General features: G+C 41.0%; 21 protein-coding genes and 2 pseudogenes. 11 read left to right on the plus strand and 12 right to left on the minus strand.

From position 1 onward, the window contains the following. Nucleotides 1–14 precede the first annotated feature (14 nt). Both F893_RS12755 and F893_RS12760 read right to left on the minus strand, forming a co-directional pair. The gene (locus tag F893_RS12755; RefSeq protein WP_004731691.1) at nucleotides 15–578 is read right to left on the minus strand and encodes a YceI family protein; all 564 of its coding nucleotides are present in this window, start codon (nucleotides 576–578) and stop codon (nucleotides 15–17) included. Nucleotides 579–988: 410 nt separating this feature from the next. After that, nucleotides 989–1,594: a LysE/ArgO family amino acid transporter gene (locus F893_RS12760; protein ID WP_004731693.1), complete on the minus strand. Its 606-nt coding sequence runs from the start codon at nucleotides 1,592–1,594 to the stop codon at nucleotides 989–991. Between the two features lie 104 nt (nucleotides 1,595–1,698). On the opposite strand from F893_RS12760, the gene F893_RS12765 reads away from it, so the two are divergent. Further along, a complete protein-coding gene (locus F893_RS12765) occupies nucleotides 1,699–2,604 on the plus strand; it encodes a LysR family transcriptional regulator ArgP (RefSeq protein ID WP_004731695.1) in 906 nt (301 codons plus the stop codon). Between the two features lie 5 nt (nucleotides 2,605–2,609). Here the strand turns inward: F893_RS12765 and F893_RS12770 are convergent, their stop codons facing one another. Further along, nucleotides 2,610–3,179, minus strand: coding sequence for a nicotinate-nicotinamide nucleotide adenylyltransferase (locus F893_RS12770; protein WP_004731698.1), 570 nt, complete (start codon nucleotides 3,177–3,179; stop codon nucleotides 2,610–2,612). Nucleotides 3,180–3,282: 103 nt separating this feature from the next. Here F893_RS12770 and F893_RS12775 point away from each other — a divergent pair, with 103 nt between their 5' ends. Then, the gene (locus F893_RS12775; RefSeq protein ID WP_004731699.1) at nucleotides 3,283–4,083 is read left to right on the plus strand and encodes an enoyl-CoA hydratase-related protein; all 801 of its coding nucleotides are present in this window, start codon (nucleotides 3,283–3,285) and stop codon (nucleotides 4,081–4,083) included. Nucleotides 4,084–4,154: 71 nt separating this feature from the next. Continuing rightward, a complete protein-coding gene (locus F893_RS12780) occupies nucleotides 4,155–4,949 on the plus strand; it encodes a nitroreductase family protein (RefSeq protein WP_004731701.1) in 795 nt (264 codons plus the stop codon). A gap of 162 nt (nucleotides 4,950–5,111) precedes the next feature. Here F893_RS12780 and F893_RS18310 read toward each other — a convergent pair. After that, a pseudogene (locus tag F893_RS18310) lies at nucleotides 5,112–5,210 on the minus strand (IS5/IS1182 family transposase); the annotation flags it as partial. A 706-nt stretch (nucleotides 5,211–5,916) separates the two neighbouring features. Between F893_RS18310 and F893_RS12790 the strand changes: the two are divergent. Both F893_RS12790 and F893_RS12795 read left to right on the plus strand, forming a co-directional pair. Then, nucleotides 5,917–6,387 carry a MarR family winged helix-turn-helix transcriptional regulator gene (locus F893_RS12790; protein WP_004731704.1) on the plus strand — a complete coding sequence of 157 codons (471 nt, stop codon included), beginning with the start codon at nucleotides 5,917–5,919 and terminating at the stop codon, nucleotides 6,385–6,387. Between the two features lie 284 nt (nucleotides 6,388–6,671). Continuing rightward, a complete protein-coding gene (locus tag F893_RS12795; RefSeq protein ID WP_004731706.1) occupies nucleotides 6,672–7,280 on the plus strand; it encodes a hypothetical protein in 609 nt (202 codons plus the stop codon). Between the two features lie 82 nt (nucleotides 7,281–7,362). Here F893_RS12795 and F893_RS12800 read toward each other — a convergent pair whose 3' ends face one another. The 3 genes and pseudogenes from F893_RS12800 to F893_RS18435 all read right to left on the minus strand — a co-directional run bounded on the left by F893_RS12800 (nucleotide 7,363) and on the right by F893_RS18435 (nucleotide 10,175). Further along, nucleotides 7,363–8,826, minus strand: a complete 1,464-nt coding sequence (locus F893_RS12800; protein ID WP_004731707.1) for a carotenoid oxygenase family protein — start codon at nucleotides 8,824–8,826, stop codon at nucleotides 7,363–7,365. Between the two features lie 132 nt (nucleotides 8,827–8,958). Further along, nucleotides 8,959–9,276, minus strand: a complete 318-nt coding sequence (locus tag F893_RS12805) for a YqfO family protein (RefSeq protein WP_004731710.1) — start codon at nucleotides 9,274–9,276, stop codon at nucleotides 8,959–8,961. Nucleotides 9,277–9,293: 17 nt separating this feature from the next. After that, nucleotides 9,294–10,175, minus strand: a pseudogene (locus F893_RS18435) (LysR family transcriptional regulator). 170 nt (nucleotides 10,176–10,345) lie between these two features. Here F893_RS18435 and F893_RS12820 point away from each other — a divergent pair. Then, on the plus strand, nucleotides 10,346–12,088 hold the full coding sequence (locus F893_RS12820; protein ID WP_005252399.1) for an FAD-dependent oxidoreductase: 1,743 nt from the start codon (nucleotides 10,346–10,348) through the stop codon (nucleotides 12,086–12,088). Between the two features lie 42 nt (nucleotides 12,089–12,130). On the opposite strand, the gene F893_RS18400 is transcribed toward F893_RS12820, so the two are convergent. The 3 genes from F893_RS18400 to purL all read right to left on the minus strand — a co-directional run bounded on the left by F893_RS18400 (nucleotide 12,131) and on the right by purL (nucleotide 17,240). Next, the gene (locus F893_RS18400) at nucleotides 12,131–12,256 is read right to left on the minus strand and encodes a KGW motif small protein (RefSeq protein WP_004645654.1); all 126 of its coding nucleotides are present in this window, start codon (nucleotides 12,254–12,256) and stop codon (nucleotides 12,131–12,133) included. Between the two features lie 286 nt (nucleotides 12,257–12,542). Next, on the minus strand, nucleotides 12,543–13,286 hold the full coding sequence (locus F893_RS12825; RefSeq protein WP_005252408.1) for an abortive infection family protein: 744 nt from the start codon (nucleotides 13,284–13,286) through the stop codon (nucleotides 12,543–12,545). A gap of 120 nt (nucleotides 13,287–13,406) precedes the next feature. Further along, nucleotides 13,407–17,240, minus strand: a complete 3,834-nt coding sequence (purL, locus tag F893_RS12830; protein WP_005252422.1) for a phosphoribosylformylglycinamidine synthase — start codon at nucleotides 17,238–17,240, stop codon at nucleotides 13,407–13,409. A gap of 1,305 nt (nucleotides 17,241–18,545) precedes the next feature. Here purL and F893_RS12835 point away from each other — a divergent pair. The 5 genes from F893_RS12835 to ruvB all read left to right on the plus strand — a co-directional run bounded on the left by F893_RS12835 (nucleotide 18,546) and on the right by ruvB (nucleotide 23,813). Then, nucleotides 18,546–20,183 (plus strand): sodium:solute symporter family transporter, encoded by a 1,638-nt coding sequence (locus F893_RS12835; RefSeq protein ID WP_005252426.1) that lies wholly within the window; start codon nucleotides 18,546–18,548, stop codon nucleotides 20,181–20,183. A gap of 11 nt (nucleotides 20,184–20,194) precedes the next feature. After that, entirely contained in the window at nucleotides 20,195–20,326 is a 132-nt protein-coding gene (locus tag F893_RS18185; protein ID WP_004645659.1) for a putative transporter small subunit, read from the plus strand. Between the two features lie 195 nt (nucleotides 20,327–20,521). After that, entirely contained in the window at nucleotides 20,522–21,862 is a 1,341-nt protein-coding gene (locus F893_RS12840) for a deoxyguanosinetriphosphate triphosphohydrolase (protein ID WP_005252429.1), read from the plus strand. Between the two features lie 115 nt (nucleotides 21,863–21,977). Continuing rightward, complete coding sequence (gene ruvA, locus F893_RS12845; RefSeq protein ID WP_005252431.1) at nucleotides 21,978–22,580, plus strand: Holliday junction branch migration protein RuvA; 603 nt, start codon at nucleotides 21,978–21,980, stop codon at nucleotides 22,578–22,580. A gap of 225 nt (nucleotides 22,581–22,805) precedes the next feature. Further along, nucleotides 22,806–23,813, plus strand: coding sequence for a Holliday junction branch migration DNA helicase RuvB (ruvB, locus tag F893_RS12850; RefSeq protein WP_034436251.1), 1,008 nt, complete (start codon nucleotides 22,806–22,808; stop codon nucleotides 23,811–23,813). A gap of 20 nt (nucleotides 23,814–23,833) precedes the next feature. Here ruvB and F893_RS12855 read toward each other — a convergent pair whose 3' ends face one another. After that, nucleotides 23,834–24,610 (minus strand): hypothetical protein, encoded by a 777-nt coding sequence (locus F893_RS12855; protein ID WP_005252435.1) that lies wholly within the window; start codon nucleotides 24,608–24,610, stop codon nucleotides 23,834–23,836. A gap of 136 nt (nucleotides 24,611–24,746) precedes the next feature. After that, nucleotides 24,747–25,976, minus strand: coding sequence for an acetamidase/formamidase family protein (locus F893_RS12860; RefSeq protein ID WP_005252437.1), 1,230 nt, complete (start codon nucleotides 25,974–25,976; stop codon nucleotides 24,747–24,749). Between the last annotated feature and the right edge of the window lie 241 nt (nucleotides 25,977–26,217).

Genomic DNA, 26,217 nt, shown 5'->3' on the forward strand with positions numbered 1-26,217 from the left:
ATTTTATATCTACCCTAGTTCATTTCACACTGTCCCGAAAGATGAAGATTCACTTTATCTCCTACCCCGGCAATTCCTTTTTTCATACCAAAATCCCTACGGTTAATCACAGCAGATGCCTGAACATCAAGCAGGTTGGTATTCGACATACTGGGTTTAAAGGTTGTTTCGAAAATCACAGGCTTGGTCACACCACGCAGGGTTAAATGACCTAAAACATTGTATTTGCCATTGCCCAATTCTTTAAACTGGATACTTTTAAAAATTACAGTCTTATATTTTTCTACATAAAATAGGTCTTCGCCCAGAATCATATGTTTAAATAGCGGCTTACTAAAGCTTAAACTTTCCACATCCATGACCAGATGGGTTGAGGCATTTTGCGGTGCTTTAGCATCAAACTGCATCGTGGATTGAACCTGATTGAACTTGGCTTTAACTACAGTAAGACCCATCGACTTGATCTCAAAACCGACATCACTTTTGGGAGTTAAGGTCCATGATCTTGCAAAAGACTGACTGGTCAAAGCTAAACAGATCGCCAAGCTAAGGAGCCCAGTTTTTATTGTTGTTTTCAATTTTAAATCCACCTTGTTTAATTTCTTATTGATCGGATTTAAGTACACGGCTTAATCTGAAACTAAATTTTCTTGTTTTTTGAGCGAACAGATTTTCGTTATTTTTATACCAGTTTATTGAAGTTTTTGTAAAATCATTCATGACTAACGGACAAAATGCTTGTGCTGGTTTTTCTCTGATAAGTGGCCCTGCTAGGCTAGCAGGAGATTGTTTTCATCTTATAAAATTCTGATTTTAAAATTTTTTTATACCAGACAGATCGTTTATTTTAAGCTCAATATATATTGAAATATCTATGTGCTTGCAGTACTGAAAAGAGTTGTTTTCTGCGCTGACCATTCTCGATACCTATCTAAAATGACACGCTTGGTCAACTTCTTAACCGATCTATCGGCTTTTGTAGCCTGAATCAAATACTGAGGATTAATGACACCGCGACGCCCCACATGGTACAGGCAATAATAGCATCCAGTATTTTCCATGCTTTTGGATGCTGGAACCAAGGCGTCAGTATCTTTGCCCCATATCCCAAACTAAAGAAAAAGAACCAGGAAGCACAGACAGCACCTAAAGCAAACCACCATTTTCCTAAGGCGTATTGGGTTGAAATTGATCCAATCAATATGACTGTGTCTAAGTAAACATGCGGATTTAGCCAAGTAAAAGCCAGGCAGATCATCAGTACTTGTAGAAAATGCTCTGTTAGCTGGTCACTTGGTGCCAAAACCTCTGTTGATTTAAATGCGCTGATCGCATGATGCAAACCATAATAAAACAGGAATCCTGCACCAATATATTTAGAAAATATAACAATATCTGGATAATGTTCAATGATACGCGCAAAGCCTAGTACGCCAAGCAGAATTAAAATGGAATCAGACAAGGCACAAATCACACAGACCCAGAACACATGCTGCTGTTTTAAACCTTGTTTTAATACAAAAGCATTCTGTGCACCGATACTGACAATCAGGCTCATTCCCACTGCAAAACCACTCATCATATAACTGAACATCACATTCCCCTTTTTTTGAATAAATGAATTATTCAACAAAATGGATGCGATTAATTAAAACTAAGTTAATATCAATTTAACTAAATTATTTTTAGATAACAGATATGCTGAATGCGAAACAATGTGATGCTTTTTACGCAGTTGCAAAAACGGGAAGTTTCGATCTGGCTGCCGAGCAGCTAAATATTACTGCCTCGGCAGTGACCCTTCGTGTTCAAAGTCTGGAAAAAAAATTGGGACAATTGCTTCTGGTGAGAGATCGGCCTTGCCGTGTGACTCAATCCGGACAAACCTTATTGCATTATTTACAGCATCAACGTTTGCTAGAACAGAATCTGATGCAGGATTTGGGTGGACAATTGCAACAGGAAGGTTTCTATTGTCTGAATATTGCCACCAATGCTGATTCGCTCGCGACCTGGCTATTACCAACCTTACAAGCCCAGCTGATCCAGCATAAAATTGTGTTGCATTTTCAGGTGGATGATCAATCACAGACTCATCATCTGTTAGAAGCAGGTCTCGTCAATGCCTGTTTGAGTACAGAGAGTAAGGCAATGAAAGGTTGCCGGGCTGAGTTGATCGGACAGATGCAGTATCGTCTGGTCGCCACCCCTGACTTTTCCCGAAACTGGTTTCATCAAGGGGTACATCGGGATGCGCTACGCCTTGCCCCTGCCATTATTTTTAATGAAAAAGACCAGCTACATACCCAGTTTATTCAGCACGAATTTGGCCTGAACCTTGCTCAATATCCTCATTTCTTTATTCCATCGACCCATGCATTTTTTGATGCGATTGTCATGGGTCTAGGATATGGCTGGCTGCCGGACTATCAAACCAGGGATTTGCTGGAGTCAGGTGAACTGCTTGAACTTTCGAGTGAGATGCGAATTGAAGTACCCTTGTATTGGCATCACTGGAAAGAACAGTCGTCTGCCCTGGAAATTTTAGGCGAATGTTTGAAACAGCATGCTCAAACTACCATGAATCAACCCATAACAACCTGATACTTTTAAAGCAGATTGGTTTTATCATTCTGGGCAAATTTTTCACTGAGTTGCTGATAGGTCGTGGTTTTTTGGAAATTCTCTAGAAAATCAATCGTGCCTTGTGGAAATTTATCTCGTTGAATTTCGCCACGATAATAAGCTTCACGCATCGGCGTGGCGGATAAGGCATCTTCCAGGCTGTCAAGTTCGACCATTTCCCATTCTGGAAAAAACTTTAAATAATAAGAAGAATCATCTTTAAAGTGCCCAATCAGCCCAACTTTGGCATCCGGTTCAATAACCTGATTCACCAGCGATTTCACCAGTTTTTGCCATTTTTCATCATTATAAACATCAATGACTTCTACAAATTTGATCCGAGCTTGATCTTCAGGACTGAAATTTGACAGGATCATGGCTTCACGCTCCGAAGCCAAGAATGGATTTTTGATATTGCGTTCATTTTGCGCAGAGCCGAGAGCCAAAATCACATGTTGACTGTGTTGCAGGGCAATGTTAATCGTTTGCATGTGCGCCAGATGAAAAGGCTGAAAGCGGCCAATGAAAACCAGATAATCAAATGTATAGTTCATAAGGGATCAGTTTTTTATGACTCATGAGTTGTGCTGCCCCAATAAATATGCGACATAATCATTCCCATAAAATCAAATTAAGTTTTAAAGCAAGGATAGTACGATGACACTGAGCTGTATTCAACAACCTCATGAGCATTTGAATGCGAATTTAGAACATGGTGTACTCACTTTAGCCATCAATCGTCCGGAAGCGAAAAATGCGTTATATAGCGAACTTTATCTCTGGATTGCGAAAGCTTTAGATGAAGCAGATCAGGCGCCTGAAGTTCGTGTGGTCGTTTTACGTGGTCAGGATGCAGACTTTAGTGCGGGCAATGATATGCAGGATTTTATGAAATCTGCTGCGAAGAAAGGTCAGGCACCCGCCGCTGAAGGCCCACCGTTTGTTTTACTGAAATCTGCTGCAAAATTTTCCAAGCCATTGATTGCAGCCGTGCGTGGTGTTGCAATCGGCATTGGCGTGACGATCTTACTGCATTGTGATCTGGTCTATAGTGACAATACCGCCCTGTTCCAGATTCCATTTGTCAGTCTGGGTCTATCGCCTGAAGGTGCTTCAAGCAAGCTGTTGATTCAGCAAGCGGGTTATCATAAAGCGGCCGAATTATTGCTGACTGCGCAAAAATTCAATAGCGAAAAAGCACTCGACGCAGGTCTGGTGAATAGCATTGAAGAAGATGTTTATACTAAAGCAGCAGCACAAGCTGCCCAGCTCTCTGCCCTGCCATTGGCATCACTGGTGCAATCTAAAGCCTTGATGAAACATAATGTGAATGAAATTGTGGAATGGATTGACCATGAAGCAGAAATTTTCATGCAGCGTGTTGGCTCGCCAGAAATGCTGGAAGCGGTTCAAGCCTTTATGCAAAAACGTAAACCTGATTTCACACAATTCAACTAATTTTCAAACTTATGAGTTCAACGAGGTGGTTTAGACTGCCTCAATCTTTTATTTTTCCAAGAATCTGAAGTATGCCAAATCAAAACTCTCAAACCTCTTCTCAAACAACAGATAGTTCAAATCCAGAAAAGAAACGTTATTACGAACCTGCACCTCAAGATATAGATATAGACAATTTTCGTAAGGTGATTGAAAGCCGACGTTCAGTGCGTAAATTTACCAAAAAGCCAATTCCTGTCGAAGTTCTGGATGCCTGTATGGATCTAGCGTTGTTGGCACCAAATTCGTCGAACTTGCAGCCTTGGACTTTTTATGTGGTACAAAATCCGGGCAAGAAAAAACGTCTGGTCAAAGCCTGTATGAGTCAACTGGCAGCCAAAACAGCTTCTGAGCTAATTGTCTGTATCGCACGTACCGACCGTATCGATGAAATGGCGAAACGTAATGTGAATGAATTTCCATTTCCTGAAGCACCGCCCGCGATTAAGAAATACTATAAATATATTCCCTACAACTATAAGACTGGTTATCTGAATGCTTTTGGTAACTTTAAGAAAGTGGCTTTCAAAGTTGCCCGTACACTGGACAAACAAATGCCAGTTTCTGCTTTCAGTCCAGCTGATGCGAAACTGTGGGCGACCAAAACGACGGCGCTTGCTTGTGAAAACCTGGTCTTAGCTTTACGTGCTTATGGTTTTGACAGCTGTATGATGGAAGGTTTTGATGAACCGATGGTTCGTGAAATTCTAGAATTGAATGATGAACAGTATCCGGTCATGGTAATTGGTGCAGGTGAACGTGCTGAAGACGGCGTGTTCTTCCCGCAATACCGTTTTGATCGTGAACTGTTTATTCAGAAGGTTTAAGCTTCGTATCTATAGAAATTAAATACCTTAAATCTGATAGATATCTTATGACATGGATGTCACATAATTCACTCTTTATACGCTAAAAACTATACATAAGATAAATCTTAACGGAAATTTCATATTTTTTATTAACGCTCTTTCATAAGTCATTTTTTTACTTAGCTCCAAGTTGTATATTCCAGCAATCAAATTAAATCTCAAACCAAGTTTTTTTCCTCTGTTACGATATCTTTCAGCAAGGATTTTGAAAGCTTTCACACTACCCAATACATGTACAATTCCGATTCTTCTTCCATTAATTTTTTGATTATAAGTTTTGAGTTCAATATCCAATTTAGTGATTTCTCTAGTTAAATTTCTTTTTAATCGAAAATTAAGCTGAGCTAAAAAGTTTAATTTTTTTTACATGATCACACAAAATGTCTATTGTGGAATTTAAAAGATAGTTTATTTTTCTTCTATTTTTTATGAAGATAATTTTTATACTTTTAAAGTATAAAAAAGTTTAAATATTAAATATCAATATAAAACAATATCTTAATATGTTTTAAAAAGACTTATAGAACTATCTTAAGCTTACTGAATTAAAGTTAAGGTAAAAAGAAAGATGAATTTTCCAAAATAAAAAAATGCCAACCAGAACAAATATTTAAGTATTTCTTAATTAAAAATGGTATTTTTTGTGATAGATCATTTAATCATTAAGATGATTTAATCAGTTCGCATAATAACAATAGATAAATAAAAAATGTGACTGAAATTTTGGCTCTCTAGTTCTTTTATAAAAAGAGGCTCGAAGAAGCAAAAAAGAATTAGAGGGTTCACTTAAAAAGAAGTTAAATAGGAGGTGAAGGCGTACTGAAGATAAGATTCATAACCTTATAATAGGATAGTAAATATTTTGAAATAAAATGCATTTTTTAAACAAATTAAAAAGACCCTAACATACAGAAGAGTTGAGGCCATGAAAAAAAAGTATAGTAAATTTTTATCCATTCCTACAGATTTTAATTTAGAAGATTCGCCCTACCATTGGATTAGTCAAGTGCATACCCAATATGTGCAAAATGTTGACTATGCCTTAAAGAAATACGGTTTAGACAATTCTCGAAGACGTATTTTACTGGCATTAAAATTTAAAAATAGAGCGAGTATTTCTGATTTATCTGACATGTTGATTTATAAGATGTCAACTACCACTAAAATCATCTATCGCCTGAAAGATGAGGGATTAGTACATACTTATTCCTGTGAGGATGATGCACGAATTACCCGAGTATTATTAACCGAAAAAGGTCAGCAAATGATTAAAAAGATTAATGATCTTAGTGTTGTTGTACTAGAGCAATCTTTCGATGGTTTAACACCGTTGCAAATTGAAAAAATGCTACACAGCCTTAAGCATATCTTCCGCAACCTGGCTCCTTCGCATTAGTTGAATCAAAGGTAAATTAAAGTATATAAAAATTGAGTTAAAATCAGGGGAAAGTATATTTTTTAAATTTCAGGACGTAATATTATAATAATTAGCATAAAAGATATCTATTTAAAAACAATAGATATCTTTTATAATTAAAAAATAATCATCTGTTTAATTAATATTTATATAATAAGAACATTTAAAAAAATAATTCAAATCATAAATTATTTTAACTAGATCAAGGCCAATTAAGGGACAGCATTAAAATTTAATCTAGATTTAAACCTAGGAGCAAACTAATGAAAATAAAATATCTAGTAATCTGCGGTATCTGCTTATTAACTGGCTGTCAAGCAACGGCACCGCTTATGAAGAATAGTATCACTTTTGTTGTAGGACCATCCGACTTTGAGCATAACTTTGTTTTTAAAAACAATTGGCCATTGTGTCGTAATTTTTATGATAGCGATGGAAATATGCCTGTAAAAAGAAAAACTAAATATTTAACTACAGATAACACTTGTAAAGTATCTCCTGAAGGTTATGTGCCTGAACAAATTATTATTAAATATGCCCCTTGGTTGACTTATGAAGAGCAAATAAAAAAAGGATATGGTGTTCCTGAAGAACTACGTTATGCTCAAGGAGAAGAGGCAGCAAAAAAAAGACTCGCTATAATGGCAGCGAAACAGGAAGGTGTAGCAAAAATTCCAGCCACAGAATGGAAACGTATTATATTAACTCCCCCTCAAGAAGTAGAAAAGTATAAGTATCAAGTTCCTGAAGATAAAGGTAACCGCAGTCGAGGCAAAGACATTCATTACCTCATTTCCCTGAATCCCGATGGTAGCTACGACATAAAAACCAAATTGTATTGGGTCTCAAAATATCAAGAATTCTGGAATTGAATTTCAATTGTAAGCCTATGATAAAGCCCGCTTGATTTCAGGTAGACTTCTGCTTATATAGCTATCTGTAAACAACTCAAGCTCATATTGTTCTCAATTTCCGATAATCAATCCAGTTACAATGAAACCCGACGGGTACACGTATTGGTAAATGAATGGTTGTAATCGGCCCTTCAGCCATATGCTGTGCATCCAGAATCACCACTTTGGATGGGCGTCCATCTAAAGCATGAACATAAGACATCAGCCAGCCATCATTTTCAGCTTGAGCACCTTCCCGTGCGACGAATATCACCTCTCCTGTTACCCAGTTTTCTCCAAAAGAATAGCTTTCTGAATTGCCAGTTTCCACATCATGGCTCAAAAGAGTATTGCTGCTGACATGAGAAGGATCATCAAACTCGCCAAAGGAAATAGTGTAGACATAGCGATAAGGCCGACCTGTATAAGCTTCATTAATCTGTGGGAATTCCTGTTTCATCTCGGATAATATCGTCCGAGCCACTTTTCCAGTGCCGTGTTCAAAAATGAACCGCTCCAGCCGAATATCCTGATCTTCAATCGGTCCCTGAATCGAACTGACCAAGGCTTTGGAGTGCACCACCACATCCATAACCACATCACCAGAATCCAGCTCATAAGCATTCACGGTATGAAAAATAAAATAGGGATCAATCTCATACCAGCGAATATCAATTGCCTTACCGTCAAAAGGCAATATACCCATGCGTGCCTGCCGTTTTGGATTCCATTGATATGGCAACATTGAACCCTTTAAAGCACTGCGTACAGAAAAGTTTACATTCAGGTCCAGAATCAGCACATGAGATCTGGTAATGGCACAATCATGAATCATCGGACCATGTTTCACTGGAATGTCGACATAATGTTTCAACTTACCTTTTGAATCTATCTGCAAATAAAAAACTTTGTTCTGACTTAAAGCATCATAACAAATCGCATGAATATCGCCCGTTTCAGGATCAATATGCGGATGGGCAGTAAATGGAAAATCCTGATCATCTTCAAATAAATGATGTCGTTTTGACTCCAGTGCAGCATTCAACTCAACTGGATATGCACCCGCTTCTACCAGTGCCCAGATTTTTCCGGCAAAGTGGATGACATTGGTATTGACTGCATCCGCGACACCTCGCGTTTTACCGGGAATTTGTGGTCGATGAAGTTTTTTCTGCACACTGGCAGAACCGATATAACTGCTTTTATACCAATGTGCCTCACCACCTTTAAGTCTGAGCGCATGCAACATGCCATCGCCCGTAAACCAGTGATAGTTGCGTGGGTTTTTGACTGTAATAGGATTTGGACCAATCCGCATTAATGCGCCATCCAGTTCTGCAGGAATCTGCCCTTCAACCTTTAAATCTGTGGAAAAGTGTTCCTGCCGCTCTGGTGCAAATATACCTTCCAGATAGGGATTATCTGGCGAATATGGAATGCGCTGATGCAGGATTTCTGTACCGTACTGGATAGATTTACTGAGGGTATTCTTAAGCGCACTGCTCAGCGGTTTTGGCCACGGCATTGTTATTTTCCTTATTATATTTTTTCTTTGGATTATTCTGGAAGAAATGATAATAACAAAAGCAGGTCGGCTGGTTTCTGAATCTAGATTAACGGCGCGCTAAGTTAAACGCGCCGCAGCAGAGTATCAATTTTAGACTTTGATATCCAGAAGCTGAATAAATTCAAAGGCTGGCTCTTCATAAGGATGACTTTCTTTCAGCGCCTTGGCCACTTCGACTGCCTTTTCATCCGGCACCAGAATTTCTACCCGCCATTCTTGTACCTGTTCCAGTTTACCCACTTCACCAATATGAGGATCTGCACCTTCCTGCGGCTTAAACTGTCCGGTTCCTAAAACCTGCCAGGCACAATTCGTATACTCACCAATACCGCCCGCTCCTGCTGCAAATATCGCATTCTTAGTGTCTTCCAGATTTTCATCCGGCACGTAATAAATCAGCTTTAACATATATTCCTTCCTGAAATTCAGTTACTTGTCGTATTGTTAAGCGCTTGGGTAATCATCTTCAATGCAGGATTTTGGGAATTCTTGTTAAATGTTGCATACAAGCCCAGTTTTGGCAGTGCCTGATCAGTCTGGACAATTTTTACATGCTCATTCAAAAGACGCAGTAAATATTCGGGCGCAAAACTAAAGCCCATTCCCATATTGGTCAGATTGATGTGTTGCAAGACATTGGTCACCCACAACAGCTGTTCATGTTCGAGTTGATCAATGCAGAGCAGTTTATCCAGCTTCTCATAAAATACGGGCGAAGCATTCTGCTCGCACATAATCATATTGTGATTTTTCAGTTCCTGTAATTTCAGGATTCGATCTGTAGGATGTAAATGCTGAGCGGCAACCAGATAAATTTGCTCGGTTAATAAATGAATATTCTCAAAATCTGGATGGTCCAGATGAAAGCGGGTAATACATCAATCCAGTTCAGCATTTTTTAGCCGCTGAATCTGTTCCATACAGGTCAGGCTATGCAGATGGATTTTTAAGTCCGGCATGGTTTTTTTAAGCTGGGCCAGAATCTGTGGCATCACTTTGATTTCTGCAACATTCAGAAAGCCAATATGAATCTGGTTATTTTTCTGCTGTGCGACCTGGCGTGCTGCTGCCACTGCCAACTTGGCATTTTCCAGTGCTTTTTCGGCATAGATCTGAAAAGCTCGCCCTTCATCGGTGAGTTTGACCTTTCTGGATGAACGATCAAACAGCATGACGCCTACTTCCTGCTCCAGATCCTTAATTTGCTGGCTTAATGACGGCTGAGCGGTAAACAGTTTTTCGGCAGCCTTGGTAAAACTTTGTTGCTGCGCCACAGTAATAAAATAGCGTAAATGTCGAAGTTCCATAGCCTGCCCGGTTTCTGATCAGGTCAGCATCTTAAGATTATGACCCACGTATTGCAAATAAGAGTAGGTCGATAGTTTATATGAATATCGCTATATCAACAGATCCTGTTTTACTAGACTGCCTGATTATATAGATAGCTTGTTCTTCACCTATACACATGGAGTCTTGTATGACACAACACTATGACACTGATGTTCTGATCATTGGTACTGGTCCTGCAGGTTCAACATTAGGTTTGGCTTTGGCGAATTATGGTATCAAGGTACAACTGTTTACCCAGTTTAGCTGGCTGGCCAATAGTCCACGTGCCCATATTACCAATCAGCGTGCCATGGAAGTATTACGTGATTTAGGTATTGAAGAACAGGTTAAAGAGATTGCAACACCATGGGAACAGATGGGTGAAAGCCTGATTACCACCAGTCTGGTCGGCGAAGAAATCGCCCGTTTAAGTGCATGGGGTACCGGTGATGAACGTCATGGTGACTATATCCAAGGCAGTCCATGTCCTTTAGTTGATTTGATCCAACCCAAAATGGAAGCTTTACTGGTGAAAAATGCCGGTGAACGTGGTGCAATTTATAACTTCAATACTGAATACCTGTCACATGTGCAGGACGAAGATGGCGTGACTGCTACTTTCCTGAACCGCATTACCAATACTGAATTTAGCTTAAGAGCAAAATATCTGGTGGGTATGGATGGTGCTAAATCTCATGTATTGGAACAGCTCGGCTTGCCACTGGAAGGCGTGATGGCACGTGCCGGTACCGTCTATGTGACCTTTAAAGCTGATCTTTCTCAATACGTTCAACATCGTCCTGCGATTCTGCAATGGATCGTGAATCCTGAAGCCAGCTTTGGCGATCTCGGTATGGGATTGTTACGTGCGATTACTCCTTGGAATGAATGGATTATGGGCTGGGGCTTTGACATTTCCAAAGGCGAGCCACAGGTGACTGAAGAACAGGTACATGCACGCCTGAATGCCTTTGTCGGTGCGAAAGTTGAAGAAGTCGAAATCCAGAAATTGTCGTACTGGTATGTGAACCAGACCTGGGCAACTGAATATTCTAAAGGTCGCGTATTCTGCGGTGGTGATGCGGTACACCGTCATCCACCATCGAGTGGCCTAGGTTCAAATACCTGCATGCAGGATGCCTTTAACCTAGGCTGGAAACTAGCATACGCGGTAAAAGGCTGGGCTGCACCTTCCCTGCTGGATTCCTATACCACCGAGCGTGCACCGGTCGGCAAGCAAATTGTGGCGCGAGCGAATCAATCACGTTTTGATTATAAATACCTGAAAGAAGTCTTTGGTTTTGACAATGGTGTGACTACACAAAAACAAATGCTGGAACGTATTTTTTCGGAAGATGAGCAAGGTGCTGAAATCCGCAAAAAGCTGTTTGAAGCTTTGGAAATTAAAAACTTCGAATTTAATGCACAAGGTGTAGAGCTGAACCAACGATATAGCTCCAATACGGTGATTGCAGAATCCGAGCCTGAGATTTTTGAAAAAGATGAGCAGCTTTATTTACAGGCAACCACTCGCCCAGGCGCTAAAGTTCCGCATACTTGGCTGATCAATGCCAAAGGTCAAAAGCAGTCGACACTGGATATTACGGGTAAAGGTCGTTTTACCCTGCTCACAGGTTTATCCGGTAAAGGCTGGAAACAGGCGGCAGAAGCATTGGATTTGCCATATCTGGATGTCATTCAAATTGGGGCACGTGATTACCGAGATGTGTATGGCACCTGGAATGCCAAGTCTGAAATTCATGAATCTGGTGCAGTACTGGTTTGTCCGGATGGTTATGTGGCTTGGCGTTATCAGGACAGTACCAATAAAGCTTTTGATTATGAAAATACGTTAAAGGCGGTATTGAAGCAGGTTCAATTGGTTATTTAAATTATAAAGCCACCTTAATGGTGGCTTTCTTAAAGCTGATGATCAAGAACCCTGCAGCAAGTAACTGCCCACAACGAACAATATTTGTAGTCCTACAACAATACAAAACAACATCCAGCCTTTCTGACGCATTGCCGCCTTATCCATTATTCTAAGTGTTTTAGCCATGTCATCACCTCATCTTTGAGAATTGATACTGAACCGATCTATTCCATCTTTCTTTTATAGTGCAATAAAGTTGTGCATAAAACATACCATAGCACTTTATATACAATATAAAAGCAAAATCTAAACCAATTCAGCAGGAAGAAAAAAAATTAAAAAATCAGAATGCTTAAAAAGCAAAAATCCACCAAATTGGTGGTTGAATAATCCTATGTTAGTGAATTTATTTTAATTTTTCCATACAGTAAAATTAAAATACTATTTAAAAACAATATTTATAATAAAAAATTCATTCACCTTGTTTTAATTTCCAAGATGAGAATAAAAACACGGACATTGTACCAGCCAAATTCACTGCTAATTCTGCATGTCTTGGAGAAGGTTTAAAGTTTATTTTACCTTGCCCATGAGCATCACCCACTTTATTTCTCAATGATCCTAAACCTTCAATGATGGAACTACATCCTCCGAGAATTTGTTTGAAAGTCTGCTCCGTATGTTGAGATGAAGCAAGGTTTAATTCTTTACTCACCAATCTATACAGTTGATTTATATCTGGAGCATTGCCATAACCGACTTCGTATTCATCAAGAATATATTTGCAGGTCGATTCTAAAAGTGTTCGAGCTAATGTAATCGCACCTTCGGGATCTGTACTTCTTCGCTCTAATGCTTTCTGCCATATTTGATGTATATAATCCGAGCTTAATTCAGCAATCTTCAACTGTACTACCTGATCCAATGGAGGAACATCTAGACTTTCTAATACATTAAAGAATTCTTTAAATTCCGAATAAATATAATTTTCACGTTCAGCGTAAGATTCAAAATCCCACTTAATCCTAGCTTCAAATTCATCTAATGTGCGTGTGTCTTTAATAAAAAATGGAATATATTCATAAAAGTTTTTAAATGTCAGTAACTCTTGTCTAAGCTGCATAAATGCCTCTGAAGAACCTTTTTCATAAGTATCAGTAGCTCTAGCTATTAGCAATTCTTGTAAAAGTAAAACTTTTTCAATTAAATCGGACATTTGAGGACTCTTTATTCATTTTTTAATCTTTTTCAATTCTATATCTAATCACCTATAAATCTATAATTTGCTTATTAAAAAAGCCCCTTTCGGGGCTTTTTTAATTCTTGATTATATCAATTAGCCAATAAATTTACGTGCATTACGGAACATACGTAACCAAGCACCGTCTTGATCCCAGTCTTCTGGTTTCCAGGAATGCTGGAGCGCGCGGAAGTTACGTTCAGGGTGCGGCATCATAATCGTTGCACGGCCATCCTGAGAGGTTACACCGGTAATACCTTCCGGTGAACCATTCGGGTTCAACGGATATTGTTCAGTTGCATTGCCATGGCTGTCGACATAACGTAGAACCACCTGATTCGATGCATTCAGTGCAGCAAAGTTTTCCGCCGTTGCAACTGCACGACCTTCACCATGTGCCACAGCGATCGGCAGAATCGAACCTTGCATGTCTTGTAACAATACTGAATTCGATTTTTCCACACGAACGTTCACTGCTCGCGCTTCAAATACTTCAGACGTATTGCGATGGAAACGTGGCCAAGCATCCGCACCCGGAATTAATGGAGCCAATTGAGACAACATTTGACAACCATTACAGATACCGAGCGAGAAGGTTTCTTGACGGTTGAAGAATTTCTCAAACTGGTCACGCAATTTAGCATTGAACAATACGGATTTCGCCCAGCCCCCACCAGCGCCCATCACGTCACCATACGAGAAGCCACCACACGTTACCAAACCTTCGAAATCATCCAGGCTGATACGACCTGCCAGCAAGTCACTCATGTGGACGTCAACGGTATTGAAACCGACTTTGTCGAAAGCTGCCGCCATTTCAATATGACCATTCACACCCTGCTCACGCAGAATTGCCATATTTGGACGACGCAAGTTAATGAAAGGTGCTTCAATCACTTCATTCAAATCGAATGTTGGTTGGGCGATAATACCTTTGTGTGCTTTATCGGTAATTAAGGCAAATTCCTGATCTGCAGTTTGTACGTTGTCACGTAGGCGCTGGATTTGATGAGAAACTTCAGTCCATGCCACTTGCAGATCAGCACGTTCAAGTACCAAACCATTTACAGATAACTGATCAGAATTATTTACAGTACCCACCACTGCAATTGCATCTTTAAGCGTAGAGGCTGCAACTTCAGCTTGTAGTGCTTCCCAATCTGCTTTCGAGATTTGCAGCACTGCACCAATTTCTTCAGCGAACAATGAAGCAACAGATTGATCTTCAAGTGCGACACCAAGACGTGAAGCGAACATCATTTCTGCAACAGTTGCCAATAAACCACCATCACCGATGTCATGATACGCTTTGATTAAGCCACGGTTGTTCCAGTCTTGAACCAATGCGAAAAATGCTTTGAAGTCATCGAAACTGTCGACATCAGGCGTCACTGAACCGATTGCTTTATACACCTGCGCCAGAATCGAACCACCTAGACGGAACTGACCTTTAGACAGATCAATACGAACCAGTACAGATTCAAGATCTTTTAATTCAGGAGTCAATGTTTGACGTACATCAGTCACTGGTGCAAATGCAGTGATCACACCTGACATTGGAGAAGTCACAGACTTGTCTTCACCTTCGTCATTCCAGGTGGTACGCATAGACAATGAGTCTTTACCGACCGGAATCGCGATACCGAGTGCAGGACACATTTCCATACCGATAGCTTTCACGCCTTCGAACAATGCCTGGTCTTCGCCAGGTTGACCCGCAGCAGCCATCCAGTTTGCAGACAATTTGATGTCGCTGATTTTTTCAATCTTCGCAGACATGATGTTAGAGATCGATTCAGCCACAGATAAACGTGCTGATGCAGCAGGATTCAACAACGCTACTGGAGGACGTTCACCCATTGCCATTGCTTCACCGGTGTAACCGACAAGACTTGTAGTTGTTACTGCAGCATCCGCGACAGGAACCTGCCAGCGACCCACCATCTGGTCACGCGCGACCATACCGGTAATCGAACGGTCACCAATACTGATCAGGAATGATTTAGAAGCCACTGTCGGGTTTTTCAGAACGCGATAAATCGCATCTTTTAAATCCGTAACTTTAGCCGCGTCAAAATCATCGCCTTTACGTTCAATCGTTTCATAGGAACGGCTCATACGCGGAGTACCGCCAAGCATCACCTGCATTGGCATATCCACCGGTTTGTTGCCGAACAATGGATCTTCAACGGTTAAGTGACGTGCTTCAGTCGCCTCACCCAGTACTGCAAACGGACAACGTTCACGCGCACAGATTGACTCAAATAATTCTAAAGAAGATGGACGAATCGCCAATACATAACGTTCTTGCGCTTCGTTTGACCAGATCTCCATTGGCGACATGCCAGGTTCTAAAGATGGAATCTTACGAAGATCCAGCACTGCACCTAACTCGTGATCATTCACCAGTTCAGGCATGGCATTTGATACACCACCCGCACCTACATCATGTACCGACACGATTGGGTTATGGTCTTCCATGCGCCAGCAAGTATCGATCACCTCTTGGCAACGGCGTTCCATTTCCGGGTTTTCACGTTGTACCGAAGCAAAATCAAGGTTCTCGCCCAATTTACCGCTATCTACAGAAGATGCAGCACCACCACCAAGACCGATCAGCATGGCTGGACCACCGAGTACGATCAGCAAATCGCCCGGTAAGATCGGATCTTTTTCAACGTGATCTGGACGGATATTTCCGTAACCACCAGCGATCATGATTGGCTTATGGAAACCTTTAACATCGCCATTCACGTTTTGTTCAAAGGTACGGAAGTAACCGTTTAAAGCTGGACGACCAAATTCGTTGTTAAACGCAGCACCACCAAGCGGGCCTTCAATCATGATTTGTAACGGCGATGCCATACGCGATGGTTTGCCGTAGTTTTCTTCCCAAGGCTGTTCAAAGCCCGGAATATTCAGGTTAGATACCGTGAAGCCGGTTAAACCTGCTTTAGGCTTACCACCACGACCGGTCGCACCCTCGTCACGGATTTCACCGCCTGAACCTGTCGCTGCACCGGCAAATGGTGCAATCGCAGTTGGATGGTTGTGGGTTTCCACTTTCATCAGGATGTGAGCAGCTTGGCTCTTGTATTTATAAACCTGATGACCATTGTCTTCTTGGGTTGGATAAAAACGCTGGGTATCCGAACCAACAATCACTGAAGCGTTGTCTTTATAAGCCGACAATACATCTGTCGGTGATTCTTTATAGGTGTTCTTGATCATCTGGAACAACGACAATGGCTGAACTTCACCATCAATCGTCCATTCCGAACCAAAAATTTTATGACGGCAATGCTCAGAGTTGGCTTGCGCAAACATCATCAGTTCGATGTCATTCGGATTACGACCTAGCTTGATGAAAGCCTCAGTCAGGTAATCAATTTCGTCCATTGATAATGCAAAACCAAATTCATTATTGGCTTTTACCAGTGCTTCTTTACCTTCACCCAGAATATCAATCGAGTTCAGTGGTTTTGGCGCAGTTTCCACAAATAATACCGCAGCATCTTCAATCGCATTGAATACGCTTTCGGTCATACGGTCGTGAAGTACTTGCAATGCTTCTTTAGAAAGCTCTTTTACGCCCTTCAAAGTAAATAAAACGCCGCGTTCAAGTCGATGAACCGGCGTATTACAGTTTTTGAAAATGTCCGTCGCTTTAGAGGACCAAGGAGAGATGGTTCCGACGCGCGGTGTGACTAAAATCTGGATTTCATCACTTGCAGCCTGGTGCAATTCAAAAGATTGACCATCGTTGAGAAGCTGTAAAGCTGATTGCTGTTGTTGCTCGCTGAGCGCTTGGTCAAAGAGGTAGACCCATTGACTTTCAATTGATTGAACAGAACTAATTGACGTCAAACGCGATAATAGTTGAGTTTTCTTAAAAGAAGAATGTGCGGGTGCACCGGCAACGATAAACATGCTGATTTTGGCTCCACGGGATGGTCTGAACAACCATGCCACAATGTGACTTGAGAGAGCGCATATTCTACTGTGAAATAAGGAAATCGGCTAGATGCCAAATCAGAAAACTACGTCTGAAATATCCTGGACTTTTAAAATATTTCGTTTATTTTCAGTCAGGAAAATTGAATGTAGTCGCACAGGTTAACACATTTTTTTCAAGAAAAATCAAAACCGCTTCAGAATAATTTTCTGCATAAAAATTGTATTATTTTTCAACAACAATCGGGACAAAATCAAATTCAGGTTTTATTGTCATGACCTGCCAAAATTCCTATTTAGGACAAAATGAAATACTTGATTACAAGATTTAATGAAGTCGTATTTTTTGCAGACTGTTTTTGATTCTTTTGATTGACTCTTAACTTTGACTTCTAAGATTAGAAAACTGGTTAAAGGTCTTCTGCCGTTTTCTGTACTACAAGGAACAGTTCTCCGCTGATCTCCGCCATTACAGTAACAGAGGCAAATTACTCCCCTCTATGAAAGAATAATTAATACTGAGTGGTATTTTAATCTGACATCATCTGCGGGGGAAAAACCGGACATCCATTCTCAACTTCTAAAAGAATAAAAATAAAGTTTCTTATTTGGGCCTTTTATTTTTTTATATTTGATTTTTATCTTCTCAGATCATAATTAAGCGAAATTTACTCATCTAAAAGACCAAAAAATATATCGACAAAATCCCCCACCATATCCAATATTTTGAAATTTCATCATTTATTCATGAGCTCTATTATGCGTAAAAAACACAATATAAATAGCAAAATACCACTTATATTTATGAGGAAATTTACCAGGAATTATGAGGCCTATATAAAAAAATAATGAAGAAATGATTAATAATAAAATTTTGTTACCTTTTTTATTTAATCCGTATTCTCAGGTTTTATTTAACTCGAAAAGTTTAAAATAAATATTTGTAATTGCTGAAAAAATATAGAAAATTTTCTTTTTTATTCAACTAACAGAGCTACAGACTCACATGTCTATATCAGCTAAAAATCTTACCAAATAGACACTTCATCAGTAAATTTGATGATTTTATGTTAAGCTCTAGCCGAATTGCTGAGGAAATGTCCAAATTCTGAACCTAGCAATGGTTTTTCCTTTCTGCTGTAGAGATGAATATAAATTCTATATTCGGACACTAACTTTTTGATGTTCTATAGCTTCACTGCTCTGTCTATTTTAGAGCCTTAATCTGTCACCAATGATTTAATTTTCAAAAACAAAAGGTGACCCGCTTAAGGAGTATGTATGTTTCAATTCACTAGTACAGCAACTGTACTATTGATGGTGCTTTTCTATGGCATCACCTTTCTACTATCGTTACGTATTAAACAGAAAAATGAGAATGTTGATGGCTACATGGTCTCGAATGGCTCCATCGGATTTGGAATGTCTGCGGCCAGTATGACCGCCACCTGGATCTGGGCCGCATCATTTTATGCAGCAGCTTCATCCGGATATACATACGGCGTTTCCGGTGCCCTCCACTATGGTTTATGGGGTGCGCTGATGATTTTATTTATCTATCCCTTTGGTAAGCGCTTTCGTGAACTGGCGCCTAATGCCCACACCCTGGCAGAAATTATGCATGCCCGGCATGGCAACCGAAGCCAGATGATTCTGGCAGGTTCCAATATTGTGGGTAGCGTCATCAGCCTGATGGTGAATTTTACCGCCGCTGGGGCACTGGTTGAAATTTTATCTCCTTTAAGCTTTATCCATGGCGTGCTGATTACCGGTATCGGTGTACTGTCCTATACCCTTTGGTCGGGGTTCCGTTCTTCGGTGTTTACCGATTTTGGTCAACTGGTGGCGATGATTGTCGCGGCTGTGATCATTATTCCAACCTTGTTCTTTACCTTAGGCGGACCTTCCCTGTTTCAAAGCGGGATTCATCACCTGCAGCCGGAACAGCTGGATTTTTTCTCTAAAACAGCCTTTCTGGAACAAGGTGCACCATTTTTTGTTGCCGTATTGGCCTACGCGATTGGTAATCAGACCATTGCCCAGCGCTTGTTTGCAGTCCGTGAAGACCTGATCAAACCGAGTTTTATCACTGCAACCATTGGTTATGCTGCAATTGTTATTGGTCTAGGCATGCTGGGGTTATTGGCACTATTTGCAGGTATTCAGCCCATTGATGGCAACCTGAATAACCTGATTCCGCAAATGGCAGCGACTTATCTTTCTCCATTTATGGTCGCGCTGTTATTCATCATGGTGATTGGAGCATTGTCTTCTACCGCTGACTCGGATCTGTCTGCCCTGTCTGCGATTGTCATGACGGACATTTATGGCAAACAGATTGCGAAAAACCGTCCTGATCCAAAGAAAATGCTGTTTATTGGCCGTATGACCATGATCGTTGCCACCATGCTGGGGATTGTGATTGCCACCTTGAAGTTTGACATTTTGTCGATGCTGATTTTTGTGGGTGCGCTTTGGGGCTCTATTGTATTCCCGGTGATTGTCAGCCTGTATTGGGACAAGGTGAATGCCCGGGCCTTTAACTGGTCAGTGGGCCTCGCATTTTTCAGCTTTCTGATAGTACGTTTTGAATGGCTTCCGATTCAGGGATTGATCGCACTTGGCTTTGAACTCGTTGCGACCCTGGGGATTGGTGTGGTGCTGGGTTTGATGACCTTTGGTTTCTTCGGCAAGAAAGTGGGTCTGGTCGTTGGCATATTGGCCAGTATTGGCTTCATGCCATGGACCATCGGCTTCTTGCGTGAATACGGCACCTTGTTAAGCTCACTGACAGCGTATGGCAGTAGTGCGCTGGTATGTACTGTGTTGACGCTATTCTACAGCAAAGAAAAATTTGATTTTAAGCAAATCAACAAGATGGTGATTGAATTTCACCAGCTATCTGAGAAAAGTAAATAAGGAGATTTCAGATGACAAGTCAATTATTGACCCTATATGTACTTTTTTGGCCATTGGTGGCAAGCCTGGTCTTGTTCACGATTTGCCTGAATGTCTATAAAGACACACAACAGGCCAAGAAAAATGGTGAAGAGCTAATTTGATTCTTCATCCTAAACAAAAAGCAGGCCATTGAGCCTGCTTTTTATTGTTCATTTGATGATTTCGATTTTTAATTCTCAGTCTTTTCCAGCTGACTAAAATAACAATAGGCAGCATGACAATTCATGTCGCACTGCCCTAGTGCAGGAGCTAGTTTTTTGGCATGATGCAAATAGTGGATCACTGAATAATGATAAATGACTCAAATGCGTTGGTTAGAACTGCTTTCGACAGTTCGGATTGGTAGTAAAAAGCAGAGCACTGAACTGGCACGCAGCCCGTTTCATAAAGATTATGACCGTATTATTTTTTCGCAAAGCTTCCGGCAATTAAACCGCAAAACCCAAGTCCATCCACTGACCCAGCATGATGGTATTCATACCCGTTTGACCCATTCGCTAGAAGTCTCCTGTATTGGCCGTTCACTCGGCATGCTGGCTGCAGAGAAAATCAAAGATAATTTACCTGCCTGGATTTCTCCGGCTGATGTCGGTGCCATCATTCAGGCTGCCTGTCTGGCACATGATATTGGCAACCCGCCTTTTGGTCATGCCGGTGAATACGCCATTCGGGAATGGTTTGACGATGCTTCTCATACCGACTTTTTAAAAGATTTAAGTCCTGAACAGGAAGCCGATGTCCGCCAGTTTGAAGGCAATGCCCAAGGCCTGCGCCTGCTGACCAAGATCGATTATCATCCTTATGATGGCGGCATGCGCCTGACCTATGCCACACTCGGTGCCTATCTTAAATACCCGTGGCTCTCTGAGGCCATTGACCCGACTGGTAACACCCCGGCCAGTCGACGTCCAAAATTTGGTTGTTACCAGTCTGAAAAAGAGATTTTGCAGGAAATTGCTGAACAGTTGGGTTTGATTCAGCTCGGTGAATATCATTATTGTCGTCATCCGCTGACCTATCTTTTAGAAGCTGCGGATGATATCTGCTATGCCCTGATTGATCTGGAAGATGGTATCAGCCTGAATATGCTCAGCTACGCGGAAGTTGAACCAGTCTTTCTGAACTTGCTGGGTGAATATGGCGCGCCTGAAGAAATCAATATGCCTTATACCACCTGGCAACAAAAAATTGCCGCGCTGCGTGGGCGGGTCATGAAACGTCTGGTAGATGAAGTCACCACGGCCTTTGCCCGACATCAGCAGAAAATTTTGATGGGCCAATTGCAAGGCTCATTGCTGGGTTATTGTAGTGCCGACATTGAAATTGGCATTAACCGGGCCAAAGAACTGGCGCGAGACAAGATCTTCGAACATCCGCAAAAAGCCGGTCTGGAAATTATCGCGCATCAAAGTTTACAAACGATTCTGGATGCCTTTATTCCACTCACCACACCGCACAAAACCTTAAGCTTTAAGGAACAGCGTTTAATGGCTATTTTAAAACGTTCGGGTGCGCAGTTTAGTGCTGATCATTATGACAACATTATGCAGGTGCTGGATATTGTCTCCAAGTTTTCTGATCATCAGGCTTACAATCTGGCGCAGGAACTGCATGGCAATAAAGCCGGGTTACTCTAATGCGAACGAGCGCCTGATGATAATCTCAGCAAAATCACTGCTTTTGAATGATAGAGTTTTGCCTTTATCGAAAATGCTGACTACTATGCCTGTATTAAATTTGAGTATATAAAAAATGATTGGATGCCTGATTGGGGAAGTGCTGGCGCTGGAAGCACCGACTGTTTTATTAAATGTAAACGGCGTAGGTTATGAAATTGACACCCCTTTAACCACTTTCTGCCAGTTGCAAAAAGGCCAGAAAATTACCCTGTGGACCCATCTGGCTGTTCGTGAAGATGCCCAGTTACTTTATGGCTTTATCAATGCGCAGGAAAAAACCATTTTCCGTACCTTATTAAAGGTGAACGGCGTTGGTCCGAAAATGGCGCTTGGTATTCTTTCAACTTTAAGTGTGGAAATGCTGATCCACACCGTTGAACATGAAGATATCAATACTCTGGTCAAGGTTCCGGGGGTGGGTAAAAAGACTGCAGAACGCCTGATGATTGAATTGCGTGACCGCTTTAAAGCCATGGCTTCAGGTGCTGCACCAAGTAATTCAACTGCACCACAAATTCAGTTTATGGGTAATTCAGCCGTGGCTGAAGCGGAAGCTGCATTACAGTCCTTGGGCTATAAGCCTGCTGAAGCACAAAAACTGGTGAATGCCGCCAAAGGCGAATTTACAGAAGCCAGCGATATTATCCGCGCTGCATTAAAGTCGATGAGTAGATAAATCGTAGTCCACCATCAACCCAAATTTGATAAATGTATGGCGACAAGGATGTCGCCCGTTGAACTGGGGTGTAGGACACACCCTCAGTTCAACAAAAGATTTTTGTTACTTTTGATCTTTCAAAAGTAAAACAACGCCTACACAATGGCAACTAAACACAAATCATTATTTGAGGCTGTTTCCGCAGCATCAAACAGCTTCAATAAAGAGATTAAGTTAATAGATATGCAAGACCGTCTCATCAGTGGTTCTGAAAAACCCGAAGATCATTTCGATCGCGCCATCCGCCCAACTTCCCTCGATGACTACATCGGTCAACCGGTGGTTCGTGAGCAGATGGAAATTTTCATTGGTGCAGCCCGCGGCCGTGAAGAAGCCCTCGATCACACCTTGATTTTTGGTCCGCCAGGTCTGGGTAAAACAACGTTGGCTAATATTATTGCCCGAGAAATGGGTGGCAATCTCAAGTCAACTTCTGGTCCGGTACTGGAACGTGCCGGCGACTTAGCTGCGATGCTAACGAATCTGGAAGAAGGCGATGTCCTTTTTATTGACGAAATTCACCGCCTTTCCCCCGTAATTGAAGAAATCCTGTATCCGGCGATGGAAGATTATCAGCTCGACATCATGATTGGTGAAGGCCCGGCTGCGCGCTCGATTAAACTGGATTTACCGCCATTTACGCTTGTTGCAGCAACCACACGTGCAGGTCTACTCACCTCTCCGCTGCGTGACCGTTTCGGAATCGTGCAACGTTTAGAGTTTTATTCGGTTGAAGATTTAACCCATATTGTCAAACGTTCAGCCAATTTGATGGATGTACCTATGACGGGAGATGGCGCAAAAGAAATTGCCCGTCGCTCACGAGGTACACCGCGTATTGCCAACCGTTTATTGCGTCGTGTCCGTGACTATGCACAGGTCAAAGGGACGGGTGAGATCAATCAGGATATGGCCCAACGTGCTTTGGATATGCTCAAAGTCGATAAAGATGGTTTAGACACACTCGACCGCCGTTATTTATCTATGCTTCTTGAGCGTTTTGATGGTGGTCCTGCCGGTGTTGAAGCACTCGCAGCAGCCATGGCGGAAGATTCAGGCACGTTGGAAGATGTCATTGAGCCATATCTGATTCAGCAAGGTTATGTGATGCGTACTGCACGTGGTCGTATTGCGACTAATATGGCGTATTTGCAGTTTGGGATGACCCCACCTGAGCCGAAAGACAGATAAAATAGAGAATTAAAAGCAGCTTAGGCTGCTTTTTTATTGAATATAGATTTCAAATTTTTAATAAGAGAATCTACTACAATGTTTAGAGCTTTGAAACTATCAGCAATACCTTCTTTATCAATTACCGCGGTAATACACATGATTTGTAGCTGAGTGAGATAACGCTCAAATTCGTCCCATTCAGATACTAATTCATGATCTTCCTCTACTAACATTTTTAAATGAGTACTGATACGAGCTATTAAAGGGAATATATCATCTTCTAAATTCCTTAATTCTGAACGCACATCTTCGTATTCATTATTTTTGAACCAGTCTTTCACATCATTTAATACTAAAGCTACAGAGCCTAACAATGTAATGTATTTATGCACTAATGGTTTCAATACAGCAAGATAGTCTATTAACTTAAGTTTCCAACCTCTATAAAATTCTTCTTGTAATTCAACTCTTTTTAACTTTTCTTGACTTTCTATAAGTTGTTTAGTCATATTTCTATGAGATTCTGCTGCTTCTTTAATATCTTCACTTACTACTTTAAAAGATAGTTCTGTGAGTTGAAAACTTTTACGTCCATACCAATAAGCCAGCCAAGTTGCCAGACTACCTAAAATTAGTGCAATAATCACCGATAAAGCAAATGATGAAATCGCTGTCGTATCAGTAGAACTTACATTTAAATCAAGCGGAATCTTCTTACTTTCGGAATCAGCTTCGATGTGAGTTGCATATAAAGGCTGTTGTGGCACTGTCCATGGCAGCTGAATCATCACTTCATTATTATTCTGCTCTGCCACACCCACCCCTTTTAACTTAAATGAATTTTTATTATCAACATTCTAAACATTTTCAAAGTATCACAAAAGAAAAAGCCAACTGACCATGCCTGAATCAGTTGGCAAAAGCACAAAATAAAAAACTAAATAAAAAAAATTACTTCTCTTCTTTCTTAAACTCCTTAAAATCCGCTTTACGAATCATGGCATGAATACCTTTGGTTCGATCGACCACTTGTGACACTTCAAAGTCAGTCGCAGCACTTAAGTAGGCATAGGCAATTTCTTCAGAAATGCCATATTCATTGACCAGAAAACGGATCGCTTCACGGGTGGATTTACGCATGGCTTCATCTAAGTCTTCATCCAGACCCGGCGTAATCCAGAATTCAGCATTTTCAGCCAGCGGCTGTTTAATCTCTGCACCTGGAATTTTATCCTTGCCAGATTTAAGTAAAGTGAATTTTAAAGTCGCACGTGCCGAACCTTCCAAGGCAGTTAAAGCCACCTCACCATCACCTTGTACAAAGTGACTATCACCTGTATAGAACAAAGCACCTGGCACCTGTACAGGATAATAGGCCGTAGCCCCTGCTCCTAATTCATTGATGTCGATATTCCCGCCATAAAATGATGGTGGCACAGAGTGCACAGGCTCACTGGTATTTGGTGCAACGCCCATCGTGCCCATAAACGGATTCAGCGGGAAACGAATCGCTTTACCAGATTCAGTTTTTAAAACGCCTTCCCATACACCATCCGCATTTTTCTCAATTGGGGTAAAAATGGACACGTTGCCATAAGCATCAGGATTGGCTGGAGATGCATGCTCATGTTTCTGACGTTTCGGGAATTCGGGTAAGGTGCCTTTGCCATGACGGTTTGAAATCACGCCATAAGGTACACGCGGTTCAACTTTTAAAATCTCCACCTTTAGAATATCGCCCGGCATTGCCCCTTCTACATAGACAGGCCCGGTAATAATGTGTGGTCCATCTTTATGGAAATCATGTTTCAATTTGGAATTCATGATCAGCTTGGCTTCATCCAATACATGCTCAGGCTTGACGCCTTTTGATGTGAAATATTTCTCTGCATTGCGGCCTTGATCTTCCAGCAGCCCTTCATGCGAAACTGTATCGAAAGTAACTGTGCTACCTGAAGGGACAGTCAAGACAGGTTTTGCATCTTTATTTGGCAGATAACCCCAAGTAATCGTATTTAAGGTACTCGGCACATAATAATGACCTTTATATTCACCACTTTTGAGTAATGTCGGTTTATTTTCCAGCTGTTTCAGTATCTTAAAGTCTTCAGCCCATAGGCTTGTCGAAATAAAACTTAAGCTTGAAGCCACTGCCAGAGATAAAGCCAAAGGTTTTAACATGTGTTCAATTTCCGTCATAAAAAATATTACGAAAGAGTGAATGCAATCTAAGTGCCAAAATAAGTTTAAGAGGTTTAAAAAATCTTCACTTCATTCAGATTATTGATATAGAGGTAATCGTTTTTATCCCTTTTTAGCCTGAAATTTTTATAATTTTCATACCTTATAAATATAAAAAATCAATTTAGATACATATTTTTACAATGTGAAAGAACAAATAAAGCTCTTTGAGAACAGATAT

Source organism: Acinetobacter sp. CIP 102136 (genome assembly GCF_000369685.1).
In the GTDB taxonomy this organism is placed as follows: Bacteria; Pseudomonadota; Gammaproteobacteria; order Pseudomonadales; family Moraxellaceae; genus Acinetobacter; species Acinetobacter fasciculus.

What these genes read in the sequence shown, in the direction of transcription:
- F893_RS12760 (WP_004731693.1), bottom strand. Translation starts at nt 1,594, where the DNA reads ATGTTCAGTTATATGATGAGTGGTTTTGCAGTGGGAATGAGCCTGATT.
- F893_RS12765 (WP_004731695.1), top strand. Translation starts at nt 1,699, where the DNA reads ATGCTGAATGCGAAACAATGTGATGCTTTTTACGCAGTTGCAAAAACG.
- F893_RS12770 (WP_004731698.1), bottom strand. Translation starts at nt 3,179, where the DNA reads ATGAACTATACATTTGATTATCTGGTTTTCATTGGCCGCTTTCAGCCT.
- F893_RS12775 (WP_004731699.1), top strand. Translation starts at nt 3,283, where the DNA reads ATGACACTGAGCTGTATTCAACAACCTCATGAGCATTTGAATGCGAAT.
- F893_RS12780 (WP_004731701.1), top strand. Translation starts at nt 4,155, where the DNA reads ATGCCAAATCAAAACTCTCAAACCTCTTCTCAAACAACAGATAGTTCA.
- F893_RS12790 (WP_004731704.1), top strand. Translation starts at nt 5,917, where the DNA reads ATGAAAAAAAAGTATAGTAAATTTTTATCCATTCCTACAGATTTTAAT.
- F893_RS12795 (WP_004731706.1), top strand. Translation starts at nt 6,672, where the DNA reads ATGAAAATAAAATATCTAGTAATCTGCGGTATCTGCTTATTAACTGGC.
- F893_RS12800 (WP_004731707.1), bottom strand. Translation starts at nt 8,826, where the DNA reads ATGCCGTGGCCAAAACCGCTGAGCAGTGCGCTTAAGAATACCCTCAGT.
- F893_RS12805 (WP_004731710.1), bottom strand. Translation starts at nt 9,276, where the DNA reads ATGTTAAAGCTGATTTATTACGTGCCGGATGAAAATCTGGAAGACACT.
- F893_RS12820 (WP_005252399.1), top strand. Translation starts at nt 10,346, where the DNA reads ATGACACAACACTATGACACTGATGTTCTGATCATTGGTACTGGTCCT.
- F893_RS18400 (WP_004645654.1), bottom strand. Translation starts at nt 12,256, where the DNA reads ATGGCTAAAACACTTAGAATAATGGATAAGGCGGCAATGCGTCAGAAA.
- F893_RS12825 (WP_005252408.1), bottom strand. Translation starts at nt 13,286, where the DNA reads ATGTCCGATTTAATTGAAAAAGTTTTACTTTTACAAGAATTGCTAATA.
- purL (WP_005252422.1), bottom strand. Translation starts at nt 17,240, where the DNA reads ATGTTTATCGTTGCCGGTGCACCCGCACATTCTTCTTTTAAGAAAACT.
- F893_RS12835 (WP_005252426.1), top strand. Translation starts at nt 18,546, where the DNA reads ATGTTTCAATTCACTAGTACAGCAACTGTACTATTGATGGTGCTTTTC.
- F893_RS18185 (WP_004645659.1), top strand. Translation starts at nt 20,195, where the DNA reads ATGACAAGTCAATTATTGACCCTATATGTACTTTTTTGGCCATTGGTG.
- F893_RS12840 (WP_005252429.1), top strand. Translation starts at nt 20,522, where the DNA reads ATGACTCAAATGCGTTGGTTAGAACTGCTTTCGACAGTTCGGATTGGT.
- ruvA (WP_005252431.1), top strand. Translation starts at nt 21,978, where the DNA reads ATGATTGGATGCCTGATTGGGGAAGTGCTGGCGCTGGAAGCACCGACT.
- ruvB (WP_034436251.1), top strand. Translation starts at nt 22,806, where the DNA reads ATGCAAGACCGTCTCATCAGTGGTTCTGAAAAACCCGAAGATCATTTC.
- F893_RS12860 (WP_005252437.1), bottom strand. Translation starts at nt 25,976, where the DNA reads ATGTTAAAACCTTTGGCTTTATCTCTGGCAGTGGCTTCAAGCTTAAGT.